Origin of the sequence: Parabacteroides sp. ZJ-118 (assembly GCF_011038785.1) — a bacterium.
Lineage (GTDB): Bacteria > Bacteroidota > Bacteroidia > Bacteroidales > Tannerellaceae > Parabacteroides.
This window is the reverse complement of sequence record NZ_JAAKDT010000059.1, coordinates 1-12,364: the sequence shown is the minus strand read 5'-3', so window position 1 is coordinate 12,364 and position 12,364 is coordinate 1. Positions and strand designations below refer to the sequence as shown.

At 43.4% G+C, this 12,364-nt stretch carries 14 protein-coding genes; all 14 read left to right on the top strand.

Annotation, left to right across the window (positions count from 1 at the left end):
- A partial coding sequence (locus G7Y39_RS12540; RefSeq protein WP_165156916.1) for a transposase domain-containing protein occupies nucleotides 1-214 on the top strand: 214 nt, incomplete at its 5' end.
- Between the two features lie 90 nt (nucleotides 215-304).
- Complete coding sequence (locus G7Y39_RS12535; RefSeq protein ID WP_241160052.1) at nucleotides 305-763, top strand: coenzyme F420 hydrogenase/dehydrogenase beta subunit N-terminal domain-containing protein; 459 nt, start codon at nucleotides 305-307, stop codon at nucleotides 761-763.
- A gap of 75 nt (nucleotides 764-838) precedes the next feature.
- Entirely contained in the window at nucleotides 839-1,267 is a 429-nt protein-coding gene (locus G7Y39_RS12530; protein WP_165157786.1) for a hypothetical protein, read from the top strand.
- The gene (gene tnpB / locus G7Y39_RS12525) at nucleotides 1,261-1,695 is read left to right on the top strand and encodes an IS66 family insertion sequence element accessory protein TnpB (RefSeq protein WP_165157785.1); all 435 of its coding nucleotides are present in this window, start codon (nucleotides 1,261-1,263) and stop codon (nucleotides 1,693-1,695) included. Before G7Y39_RS12530 ends, tnpB begins: the two co-directional genes overlap by 7 nt.
- Nucleotides 1,696-1,739: 44 nt before the next feature.
- Nucleotides 1,740-3,773 carry an IS66 family transposase gene (locus tag G7Y39_RS12520; RefSeq protein ID WP_165157784.1) on the top strand — a complete coding sequence of 678 codons (2,034 nt, stop codon included), beginning with the start codon at nucleotides 1,740-1,742 and terminating at the stop codon, nucleotides 3,771-3,773.
- A gap of 74 nt (nucleotides 3,774-3,847) precedes the next feature.
- A complete protein-coding gene (locus tag G7Y39_RS12515) occupies nucleotides 3,848-4,480 on the top strand; it encodes a Coenzyme F420 hydrogenase/dehydrogenase, beta subunit C-terminal domain (RefSeq protein WP_165157783.1) in 633 nt (210 codons plus the stop codon).
- Complete coding sequence (locus tag G7Y39_RS12510; RefSeq protein ID WP_165157782.1) at nucleotides 4,480-5,565, top strand: polysaccharide pyruvyl transferase family protein; 1,086 nt, start codon at nucleotides 4,480-4,482, stop codon at nucleotides 5,563-5,565. Before G7Y39_RS12515 ends, G7Y39_RS12510 begins: the two co-directional genes overlap by 1 nt.
- Nucleotides 5,549-6,781, top strand: coding sequence for an O-antigen ligase (locus G7Y39_RS12505; RefSeq protein WP_165157781.1), 1,233 nt, complete (start codon nucleotides 5,549-5,551; stop codon nucleotides 6,779-6,781). Before G7Y39_RS12510 ends, G7Y39_RS12505 begins: the two co-directional genes overlap by 17 nt.
- Nucleotides 6,778-7,812, top strand: coding sequence for a glycosyltransferase family 4 protein (locus G7Y39_RS12500; protein WP_165157780.1), 1,035 nt, complete (start codon nucleotides 6,778-6,780; stop codon nucleotides 7,810-7,812). The genes G7Y39_RS12505 and G7Y39_RS12500 overlap by 4 nt, the downstream gene beginning before the upstream one ends.
- A gap of 81 nt (nucleotides 7,813-7,893) precedes the next feature.
- Entirely contained in the window at nucleotides 7,894-9,186 is a 1,293-nt protein-coding gene (locus tag G7Y39_RS12495) for an AAA family ATPase (RefSeq protein WP_165157779.1), read from the top strand.
- Nucleotides 9,183-9,830 carry a hypothetical protein gene (locus tag G7Y39_RS12490; RefSeq protein WP_165157778.1) on the top strand — a complete coding sequence of 216 codons (648 nt, stop codon included), beginning with the start codon at nucleotides 9,183-9,185 and terminating at the stop codon, nucleotides 9,828-9,830. The genes G7Y39_RS12495 and G7Y39_RS12490 overlap by 4 nt, the downstream gene beginning before the upstream one ends.
- Before the next feature lie 103 nt (nucleotides 9,831-9,933).
- Nucleotides 9,934-10,908 carry a glycosyltransferase family 2 protein gene (locus G7Y39_RS13735; protein ID WP_165157777.1) on the top strand — a complete coding sequence of 325 codons (975 nt, stop codon included), beginning with the start codon at nucleotides 9,934-9,936 and terminating at the stop codon, nucleotides 10,906-10,908.
- On the top strand, nucleotides 10,905-11,786 hold the full coding sequence (locus tag G7Y39_RS12480; RefSeq protein ID WP_165157776.1) for a glycosyltransferase: 882 nt from the start codon (nucleotides 10,905-10,907) through the stop codon (nucleotides 11,784-11,786). Before G7Y39_RS13735 ends, G7Y39_RS12480 begins: the two co-directional genes overlap by 4 nt.
- Nucleotides 11,740-12,294 carry a glycosyltransferase gene (locus tag G7Y39_RS12475; RefSeq protein ID WP_241160051.1) on the top strand — a complete coding sequence of 185 codons (555 nt, stop codon included), beginning with the start codon at nucleotides 11,740-11,742 and terminating at the stop codon, nucleotides 12,292-12,294. Before G7Y39_RS12480 ends, G7Y39_RS12475 begins: the two co-directional genes overlap by 47 nt.
- The last annotated feature ends 70 nt before the right edge of the window (nucleotides 12,295-12,364 follow it).

The following is a 12,364-nucleotide window of genomic DNA, read 5'->3' as shown; positions in this document are numbered from 1 at the left end:
GCGCAACTGGTTGCATACCGGCAGCCACTTCGCGGCCGAAAACATAGCTTTCATGTATTCGTTGCTTGAAAGCTGCAAACTCAACGCTGTAAATTTCGGAGAGTACATCGAGGATATACTCACCCGGCTGATGAAGGGTGAGAAAGCGGATGCGTCTTTCCTTCCCAATAAATACGTTCCCCGTCCAAAACAGGGACAGGAGAAAGCCGCCTGACAGGGCAAAACATGAAATCAAGAAGTTTTTTTATTTTATCATGGACGTAACTTATTGATTGACAATAGTACGCTGTAGTGGTGGTTTACGGTGGATGATTCGTTATGTGTGGATTGTGGGCTTTGCGAGAAAACCTGTGCTTTTCATGGGGATTACGATAAAAGCTTGAATTTGGAGAAGCCGTTGGCTTATGCCGCGAGACACAAAAATCCTGGGGAGATAGCGGCTTCGCAGAGTGGAGCTGCGTTTGTCGCGCTTTCTGATGTCATCTTGTCGCGGGGTGGAGTGGTCTATGGAGCCGGATATACCGGTCATTTCCGGGTGGTCCATAAGAAGGCTGCTACAAAGGCAGAACGAGATGGGTTCCGGGGAAGCAAATACGTGCAGAGCGATATGAATACTGTCTTTCGACAGGTGAGGGAGGATTTGAAAAATGGTTCGCTCGTGCTGTTTTCCGGTACACCTTGTCAGACGGCAGGACTTGCCTCTTTTGTCGGCAAGCGTTTGAGAGACCGTTTGTTCTTGATGGATATAGTTTGCCATGGGTAAGCAGTCACTTTAGACCGTCTTGACATTCCTTATAAATAGATTTACTTTCACCCCGGATTTAAAACGTAGTGAAAGATGAATCGCAAAAAGAGAGAAGGAGACTTTTATGCCTCCAAGGTTCGCCTGTTCCTCAATGAATATGGCGGTATAAATTTGGAAGAGTTCTGCAGGGCAGAGCGTGTGAGTTACTCAAAGATGTGCAATTGTCTGGGACGCCCTTCGTATAGGAGACCTTCTGTAAATCCCGAGAATCGGAATATTGAAGAACCGGTAAACCTGTTACCCGGGATTGAACTTCAACCTTTGGTGCTTGATGTTCCTAAAGATTCGGACGGCAGCGGTCAAACCTCCGTTCCTCTTACCTCAAAAGTCCGGGAGTTTCCATCCTCCGGTCTTTCGGATGTGGTGCTTCATTTCGGAAAAGGTTTGGTGCTTCATATCGGTAAATGCAGTGCAAAGTCTTTGGCAACGTTTATGAAAGAAATGGAGGTGAATCCATGTTAAATTTGTCAGCCACTTTCAAGTATTACATCTGTACGGATGAAGTGACCCTTCGTTACAGGCACAAGGGATTACGCGAATATATAAAGAGTAAATTACACAAGGATCCCGCTAACGGTGATGTCTATATATTCCTGTCCCGTGACTTTAAGCGTATGCGAGTTTATTACCATAACCATGGTGGAGCCATCCTTACAGAAAAAGTACTTTTCAGCCGCCGCTTTGTAACTCCGTTGTTTGAGGATGCGACGAAGCATGTATATCATATATCGTGGGAAGATTTTGTATATATCATGGAAGGTGTAATCCGCTTGGACAAGCATGAATATTTCGATGAGGTTGATGAGGATGAGGTTGATGAGGATGGGAAATATGAAGATGAAACCGCTGATGACAGAGACGGTTCTGAGCATGTCTTGTTTAAACAATAATTAACTTATATAACTAATAATCAGTTGATTATATCTTTTGTGGTGTGAGAAGAAATGACTATCTTCGTGACATGTTGAAGTCGGAAGAACATGCTCAGGACATACTCGTTTCCCGGCTGGACGCGGAGAAGCGTGCCCGTCGTGTAGCCGAGAAAAAGGCGCACGACGCGGAGCTTCGCGTCTCCGCTCTTCTTGATAAAGTCCAAGATCTTCAGTCCAAGCTCGATGAACAGTTATGCAAGGTCACGGAATTGGTATCTCAGACGGCCGCCCTGTTCATGGGCAATGGCGCGGTGATCCTGTCAGATTCCCTCAAGGAATCCCTGGTAGGCGCCGTCCGTAATGAATTTGAGTCTCAGAAGCGAGAGCTGGTAGCTTCCTTCAATAGGGAAAGACAGGAAATGCTGGATTCTTTCGCTCTTAAATTGGCTGCCAAAGATAATGAGATAGCCATGTTGAGAGGAGAGAGGAATGGCGGGAACCATCAGTCTCCTACGACCTCAAGTCCTGAGGGGTCATCTGTCTCTCAGAATACCGGCAAGGCATCCCGTATCAAACAGTTGGAACAACAGAATGCCAACCTGGCTACAGCCGCTCATGGGCAACACACCGAATCGGGGAAGTTCAATCATGGCGACCGGAGGAATGAGGATGCCGACACACTTGATTTAAACGGGGAGAATGTCCCTGATGAGAAGATCGTCAAGTTGGCCGCCCGGATTATGGGGAACCGGAGTTGTAAAGGGCGTAAAAAGCCTCATAGGGAGCAGCCTTTGTTTTCCGCGTTGGATGGTGTGGACTTGGAACAGGAAGCCATGAAACCGGAAGACCGGCGCAGTGTGGTAGTCCTGCGACCTGAGGGCCTTCCTTCTGACGCGTATGAAATCGGCGAGGATGTCACCGAACGCTTGATCTATGTGAAAGGTTATGTCAGGCCGCTCCGTATTGTCCGGAAGAAATACAGGGATCCCCGTGGAGCGCGTTATTATATCCGTTTACCCGAGAAGTATAAGGACTGCATGGGCAGGACAAAAGCTACGGATTCTCTTGTTTCAGAAGTCCTAACCAGACATTTTGAGGATGGAATGACTATCGGGGATATCGAGTTGTGGCTGAAAGATATGGGGGTGAATTTTTCACATGCGACGATTGTCGGATGGTTTGAGTTGGCCGCCGGAATCTTGGAGCCTTTGGACAAGCCCCTTCAGGGAGAGATCATAACTGATGAGCATATGCATTCGGATGAATCGACCCTCAAGACGTGTGACGCCCGTCTGCCGGGTAAGGGAGAGAGGGAAGAGGACGTGGAGCCTGAGGAACATTATTTTAAACGATGGATATTCTGTCATTACTCTCCCAAAAGGAATCTTACCCAGTATATATTCCATGACCGGGGTCGTCGGACCCGCGAGGCTGAGCAAAAATATCTGGAGGAAGTAACCCATAAGATATATCTGCATACGGATGGCGCTATGATATATAAGTGCTATGATGTATGCGAGCTGATAGTGAGGGTGGCCTGCCTGGTACATATGCGAAGACCCCTTTACAAATTGAGGCATGTATCGGAAGATGCCAAAAGTCTTGTAGATATCATAGATTCCATATTCCATTCCGATAAAGAGATAAAAAAGCGATACCGGGATCCGGATGATATAAAAAGGGAGCGTAATTTACAGCTTGCTCCTTTATTAAATGATTTGAAACAGGCACTGGACAGATTGTATAATTTGCTGGACCCTGAGAAAGACCCCGAACTTCTCAAGGCTGTCAAGTATGTCCTGGTGGAATATCCTTGCGTCCTGCATTGCCTGGAAGACGGTTTGGTGGATCTGTCCAATAATTGTTGTGAACGCCAAATCCGTAGAATTGCCAAGTACCGCAACAACAGCTTTTTTGTGGGCAGTCCCGAAGCCGGGGTTCGTTTTGCGAGACTTCAGTCTGTTTTTGCCAACATCCGCAATCATAAATTGAATGCGGTACAATATCTGTGTGATGTTTTTCGGCGTATTAAGAAAACCGCAAAAGAGGAACTGGTCAATTTGTTGCCACACAAATGGCAACCCCTGACCCTGTAATCTGATGTTTAAATCAAACTTAATTCTTAAAACTTACTAAAAAACAGCCTCTTTAGCTCCTTAACGGGTCTAAAGTGACTGCTTACTGCCATGGTGTACCCGCTCCGTTTGTCTGGCGGGATTACCTCGATTATTTGGAGGCAAAAGAGGGTATGAGAATCACGGCGGTTAATTTTCGGGATAAGAAAAGATTTGGCTGGCGTTCGCACGTAGAATCGTTTTTATTTGCTAATACATACACCTATACGTTTTATACCCATATTATGCTCCGTCGTTCATGCGGCGAGTGTCCTTACACGAACACGCGTCGCCCATCGGACGTAACCGTGGCGGATTTCTGGGGAATAGAGAAGACGGCCGCAGCTGCCCTTGGTGCGGATAACAAGGGTTGTTCACTTATTTTGCTCAATACGGATAAAGGTAAGGAATGGTTTGAGTTAGCCAGGGAAAGTATGGAATGTATGGCTGTTGCGTTGGAGGATTGTCTGCAACCTCAATTGCGTCATCCGTCAGTGTTGCATCCCAAACGAATCGCTTTTGAGGAGGACTATGCGAGATTGGGCTTCGAGAGAACCTTGAAGAAGTATGGGTTTCTTGGATGGAAAGCGGAAGTGAAGTCATTTGTAAAATCATTAAGAGCATGTGTGTTAGGACTGTTTCCAATGGCTTTGAAACGGTTTGTAAAGAAGTTAATCAGAAGAGAATAATGAAAATAGGGATACTAACCTTTCATCGTGCCCATAACTATGGGGCGATGTTGCAGTGTTATGCTTTGCAGGAATATTTGAAAGCCCGGGGAGATGAAGTGTATGTAATAGATTACCGGCCGGATTATTTGATGCATGGGTATGCCAGGCATGCTCTTCATCATTGGATCTCCCGGAATCCGTTGCGTGCGGTAAGGCGTCTGCTCACGGAGCCATTCTTATATAGGGCTAGGGGAAAGCGTTGGGATGGATTTGATAACTTCATGCGGACGAGGCTCAACCTGTATCCCTACGATATGAGTTCGGATTATTCCAATTTTGATTTGCTGTTGTTTGGTAGTGATCAGATTTGGAGTTCTCGTCTCACGGGAGGTCAGTTCGATCCGGTATTTTTTGGACAAGGTGTTAATTGCCGTAAAGCTACCTATGCGGCGAGTATGTCTCCTGTATGTTTGGATGCGGCAGAGAAGAAGGCATTGCCCTCTTTATTGCGAGATTTTAATGCCATGTCTGTACGTGAGGCTGAATTGGCGAAGGCGCTCCGTCTCCTTACAGACAAGGAGGTACATGTGGTGTGCGATCCCGTGTTGCTGTTGAGGAAAGAGGAGTGGGAGAAACGGTGTATGTCGGTTTCGATGAAACGTCCTTATGTGCTTTGTTATAATTTGATGCGATCGGAGGAATGTGCGGAACAAGCCCGCAAAGTCAGTCGGGAGTTAGGGTATGAACTGATAGATATTACCGCTTGTTTACTTCCGTTCAAATCGGGACGGCGTTATTTACAGACACTTGACCCGATTTCGTTTATATCCTATTTCAAGGAGGCAGCGTTCGTTGTGACATCCTCTTTTCATGGTACAGTGTTCTCTGTTGTTTTCCAAAAGCCCTTTTATGTGGTTGGGATGGGTAGCCTTGGAGGGCGTTCCGCCTCTTTATTGGCGAAGTTGAACTTGTCTGATCGGATATTGGGAGAAGTAACAGATTCTCTTGATGGGAAGATTGACTATGAGAAGGTGGAGGTGTTGTTGGAGAATTATAGGATGGAATCCGTTGATTATTTAAAATTTGATGAACATAACGCTTAAATATGATTTAAAAAACAATCGTTATGATTATTTAATAATGATAACGATTGTGTCAGTTATATTCGCAGGTCCATTGTTTGGTGCATTTACTCCGGTACGAATAATAGGTTTTTTGTTTTGGCTCTATTATATCATTAAAATTAAGGTTAATTATCGGATCAAGAAATTAACCTATTGCTTATATGGAGTTATATTTTATTCGTTTCTAGCTGTATTTTGGATATCAGATTGGTATATGTATGTAATCTCTTTTTTAGAATTATTGTGTTATATAGGTGCTTTCTTTCTTATTTATTATTCTTCGTTTATGGCTAATAAACCTATTGGTTCAATATTAAAGGGATGGATTTTGTTTACAATAGCTAATTTGGTGGTAGCTATTTGGGAGATCTATACAGGACAACATACAGCTAATGGACAATTTCAAGCAGCTGATCATGCGATATCTTTAGATGGTACGGTGGGTTTAAGAACTTATGCTGCTGTTACTTATGGTAATTACAATTCTTTGTCTATCGTACTGACTTTATGCTTGTTTATGTTGATACTTTATTGGGTATATACAAATGTGATTCGTGAAAAACTATTATTGATTCTTCTTTTATTATTTATTGTTGCGATAGAATTTATTAATACATCTCGTGGTTGTTTGATAGCCTTGTTTCTTTCTTTTATCCCATTTTTTATGGCTATAGGTAGTAATAAAAAAGATAAATATATTTTGATCTTTATATTATCTATATTATGTGTCTACCTGTGGTATGAGTATTCGGATGATATTCTTTTTTTAATAGAACGAAAGATAGATGCGAGAAGTGGAGCGGCTCAAGATCCTCGTTGGATTTTATGGGCTGGTGGATTGAAAATCGCTGAGGATTGGTTATATATGGGAGGTGGGCCTGGAAGTCAAATTTATGAATATGGGAAAGCGGATATTTGGATTACTTATGCCCATAATTTGTGGATTCAAGTATTGGTGGAATATGGGCTAGTATTTACAATCGCTCTTATTTATGGTATCGCCAGATTAGCTATAAAGTGCTATTTGGATCCTAATCGTTTGTTGCGTTTAATAGGTGTTATCTTGATTCTTTGTTGGCCAATATTGACAATTGTCGATGAAGATTACTTAAAATCGGTTCATTGGACGTTTTTTGCTTCCATACTTGCCATATACCATTCAAGTCAAACTAATCAATTTCAAATATCTAAATGAAATCCATTCTCTTTTTTCATTTCAAAAACGACTACACCGGGAGCACTCGAGTGTTGGCTGATGTGATCGCTCGTGATTATGCGGGGCAATCCGTAACCATTATTATTGCCATCCGCAATCATGATAAGGGATTCTTGAGTGAGTTGCCCAACGTGAGGTTGATCGGGTATTATATACCCACTCGACATGGAAAACGCATACCGGTTCTTACCCCTGTGGCATGGCGCGTATATTTTGTGTTGCTTACGTTATGCTTAGGTTGGCGTTATGATACGTTTTATATCAATACGATCACTCCTTACTTGGCGGCTCTGTTAGGACGGTTGTATGGGAAGAAGATTATCTACCATGTTCATGAGAAGTTTGTCCGGCAAACGCTATCTGTCCGGATCATGGAGTGGGTATTTGCCCATACGAAAGCGCATCGCATATTCGTGTCGGAATATACCCGACGTTGTTATCCGGAGAATCCCTCGTGTACGAGCGAGGTGTGTTACAACCATCTCGGTAAGCGCTTCTTGGAGCAAATACGGATTAGGCCTGTTGGGGAGCGAAAACGGGATACGGTCTTGATGATTGCTTCTCTCTCGAAAATAAAGGGACTATCAGCCTTTATGGAGGTGGCCGGACTTTTACCACGATTCCATTTTCGTCTGATGCTGAGTGCGGATATGAAATCCATACAGGCTTATCTGGGCGACCCGATACCGGGAAACGTGGAGTTGATCCCGGCGCAATCGGATATTCATCCTTATTTGCGAGAGGCGGACTTGATGCTCAATTTGTCGAACCCATTTTTTTGGGTAGAAACTTTCGGTATGACCATCTTGGAGGCGATGGCTTATGGCATTCCGTCCATCGTTCCTAATGTGGGAGGTCCGACAGAGTTGATAGAGGATGGATATAATGGCTTCTGTGTGGATGTGACAGATGCTAAGGTTGTTGCGGAAAAGATCAAAGAGGTGTTGGGGCTTGACGGTTATGAGCGGTTCGCGAATAATGCATTGGCTAGATTTGAACGATTTCGCTAGTAATGCTTACAAAAAATGTGAGCTTTCGCTTTGATAATTGTTTTGGCCTGATTACTTTTGTTTCATTAAGATCGTGCAGATATGAGACTTGAACTGAAAAATATTAACAAAATCGCTTATGCGGACGTGAGACTGAATGGTTTGACGGTGATAGCCGGCACCAACGACTCGGGAAAGAGTACGGTGGGTAAGGCTCTTTTTTCTGTAGTAAAGTCGATTGGATTGGTGAAAACTCTGACGGCGGAGGTCCAGCGTGAGCGAATACGTAAGTTGCTCCATCGCTTGGAGAGGGGTGTTTTCACTTTGTCGCGGGAGTCTGGAAATCAATCCGCTCATGACTTGATGCGTCAAATAGAAGACTTCAAACAACAGGGAGATGTTGTTGATGATCGCTTTTTTATGGAGCTATCAAAGTTTATAGAAGACTCAGCCTACATAGTTCCTAGGAGTAAAGCTGCTTTGAAAAGGTCTTTAGAGGAACTGGAGCGGATGATAACGGAAATGAAATGCCCGGATGAGAGGTTAAGAATCCAATTACAGAGGGTTATGGGGGCAGAGTTTGATGGACATGTTTGCACTTGGGACACTGCCGGCTCTGAGATTAACTTTGAGGAAGAGGAGAATGAGAACAAGCTGTGTATTAGGCTTGAGAACGATAAGGTGATGAGTGCCGAGGCACAAAGGGATAGTGAATTTACGATAGAGGATGCCTCGTTTATCGAGTCTCCTCTTTATATGCATTTGATAGATGCGTTGCTTTTGCCACGTGCTTCATCGGGCTTGGCCCGGGGTTATGATATGTTGTTGAATTATCACGTAGATGATTTCATTAGAAAATTAGGGATGGCTCGCTTTGCTTCTTCTTATTCCTCTACGGAAGATTCGGCTTATGGAGATCTTTTTGACAAGTCGGCAGAGATTACAGGGGGGCGTTTCGTTTTCGACGCTACGGCTCACCGGTTGTTGTGGGAAAAAGACGGGCGTAAATACTCGCCTGTAAATGTGGCATCCGGAGTTAAATCGTTTGGTGTGATGCAGTTGCTGATAGGGCAACAGGTTATCAATGAGAATCGGCTGTTGATTTGGGATGAGCCGGAGAATCATTTACATCCAGAATGGCAGATTCGCTTGGCTGAATTGTTGGTGGATTTATCCTTGACCGGAGTGCCGGTCTTGATCAGTTCCCATAGTCCTTATTTTATACAGGCAATTCGTTTTTATTCCCAAAAAAGGAATAATGCTTATGTGGATTATTATCTAACCGAGGAAGTATCGGAAGGATTGGTTCGGATAGAAGATGTGACGAAAGATTTGAACCGGATATTTACAAAGCTATCAAAACCTATGAGTCAAATCGTTAATTTCAGAAAATGATAAATCCCATTGTTCCATCATCATATCAGTATGTAGAGACGATCCGGATGGCTTATGGATTGGAGTACACTTCTATTTGCCGCCTGCATAAACCGTGCCGGATAAAAAGAGGGTGTGATACGGAACAACGGACTGTATTATTGGATTTTGATGCGGTAAAGGATAAGTGGTGTAAGGCACGTAAAGAGGCGTCTTGCCCCTCGGTTGACGCCATAGTCGCCAAGGATATGAGACTTTGCTTTTTAGAGATAAAAGGCTGGAAGATGTTTATAGAAAAACGTTTGGATTTACTCCCTTCCGAAAATGACAAGGAGTCCTTTATAGACCGTCAGTTGCAGTCGTATAATTTTCAAGACAAATTGTGCGATAGTATTCGAATATGTGAGGATGAATTAGGTATGGAAGACTTATCTTCGAATTGTGATATTATTTACCTTTTGATTACGGATGTGGATGTATTTGCTGATCCTTTGTTGGAGCTGGATGCGACTTTGCTGATGTTGGCTAATACATCTACTTCATGGGAGACCGTTTGCGCCCGGAAAATGGGAATGGAATTTTTGGCCTCCGCGCGACTGGATGATCGTATTCATTATTATTTTGAATCATGTCGTAAGTTGGATGAATTCATGGATTCACTCTGAATCAATTCGTATTAACTCTCTTTTCTTGTATTCTAAATTTACAATCGTGCGTTTTCTTGGGATATAGAACCCGGAGAAATCGTATCACGTTTATATTCTTTCAATGAAAAAAATAGTAGTTCTTCTCTCTACCTATAATGGAGAGCGTTTTTTGTGTGTCCAGCTGGATAGTTTGTTGGCCCAAGAGGGAGTGGAGCTGAAGGTGCTGGTGAGGGATGATGGATCTTCAGATGGTACATTGGATGTATTGATCGCTTATAAGGAGCGGTATCCGATGATCTTTGAAGTATTTGAGGGTGAAAACGTAGGTTTTGCCATGGGCTTTACCCGATTGTTACAGAGGGCAGTGGAGCAATATGTTGATGCTGATTATTTTGCCTTTTGCGATCAGGATGATGTCTGGATGTCGGATAAGCTGAAGGCGGCTACTGATCGGCTAAAGGGTGAGGATCATTCCATTCCGCTGGCTTACTGCTCCAATACCACATTGGTAGATGTGAATTTGCGTGTTATTAGGAAGGCATGGAATCCAAGGCGGGTCGCGCTGACCAAGGAGCGGGCGTTGATACAAAGTTTCGCTACCGGGTGCACGATGGTATTCAATAGGGTGGCGGCAGAGACATACGTGACCCACTTACCTGAAGTGATCAAGGTGCATGACTTCTTGATGTACCAATTGTGCGTGTTTTTAGGTAAAGTGGTTTGGGATGAGAAGTCTCATATCCTCTATCGCCAACATGATGGCAACCAAATAGGGAAGAAAGATTTCATGGGGAGGATGCGTAAACGTATGGAAGGACATTATAAAGAGCATGTATTGGAACTTCAAAATCGACGTTTCTTGGTGGCTTATAAGGATTTGCTCTCCGTAGAGGATGTATGGCTTATCTCTAGGTTTGTTTTCTATCGAAAGAATTGGCTTACTAGGTTGCTCTTGTTGTTTGATGGAAAGATTAAATATAACAGCTTTGAGTCCAACTTTTTTTATATGTTAAAAATCATTAAGGGGGGGGGTATAGGACTTCCTCGATTTTCTCATCGGGCGCTTACGCCGTTTGCAGTGTGTGAGGGCTTATGAGGAAATCAGTGGCGATAGTCGTTGTCTTGTATAAAGCAGAGTTGAGTTTATTTCATAAGGATCTATTAAAGAATGGAAATATCACTCTAATAGTCGTGGATAACACGCCCGGTAGAGATTTGGGTTTAAGGGCGGCGGATAGGCTGGTGTATATCTCTTTGAGGAATAATCTAGGTATCGCGACGGCACAAAATGAAGGGATCAGGCAGGCTCGCGAATCAGGATGTGACTATGTGATTTTCTTCGATCAAGATAGCAGGATTCCTGAAGGGTATGTTAACAGAATAGTTGAAGAATATAAGCGTATTAATGGATTAGTGTTTAATCTGTTTTTGTTGGGTCCGACAGTAATAAATGGCCGTACAAAAGAGGTGTATAAATCAACAATCCATCGGGATGTGTGGGCGGCTGAGGATTTTATACGGAGGCGAGAGATTATCAGTTCGGGAAGTTGTGTTGCCTTGCGGAAAATAGAGGAGGTGGGACTAAATGATGATTCCTTATTTATTGATTATGTGGATCATGAATGGTGTTGGAGAGCATTGAGCAATGGGTTTGTCAATGGTATCACTCCGAGGGTTACGCTTACTCATTATGTGGGTCAACAGGAGTATCGGCTATTCAACCAGCTCGTTATCATTTCAGCTCCGATACGATATTATTATCAAGTACGGAATTATTTATGGCTGCTTCGACGTAGTTATGTGCCAAAGCAATGGAAAATTAATCATGGAATAAAACTGATAATGTATCCACTTTCTTTCCCTTTTAAGGTGAGATGTTGGCGAGAGATCTATGTGCAAATGTTTAGAGGTTTAAAGGATGGACTATATGGAGCGATATATGGTAAAAGTGGGAGCGGTAGTGGTATTGTATAACCCTGATTTTGAGGTGACAAAGAAAGCATTGTCGTCATTGGTCAGTCAGGTGGATCAAATATGCGTGGTGGATAATTCTCCATTTGACCACTCGAATGTGCTGAGCAGTTATGAGTCGGTGGAGTATAAACCATTGCTGAAGAATGTAGGTATTGCTGCGGCGCAGAATATAGGCATTCGTTATTTCATTGATTCAGGTTATGATCTCGTTCTTTTTTCGGATCAGGATTCGATTGCGCCAGAGAAAGTGGTGAGCAAGTTACTTGAAAATTATCAAGCGCTTCAAAAGGAGGGAATAAAGGTTGGAGCGGTAGGAACCCGGGCGATTAATCGGCAGAGTGGGATGCCGTATGAGGATAAGTCAAAAATGATAGCGAGGTTTTTTAAAGATACATTTGTTAATTCATCCGATATCACCGAATATTATTCGGTGATATCCTCGATATCATTGATGGAAAAACCGGAGCAGACTGGGACAGTGCGCCGGAGGAGGCTGGGACACTTTTGATGCGGCAAAGTTAATGATTTTTTCTCAGACTATCTCCTTTCAGTTCAAAACGTATGGCAGAGTGCACCAT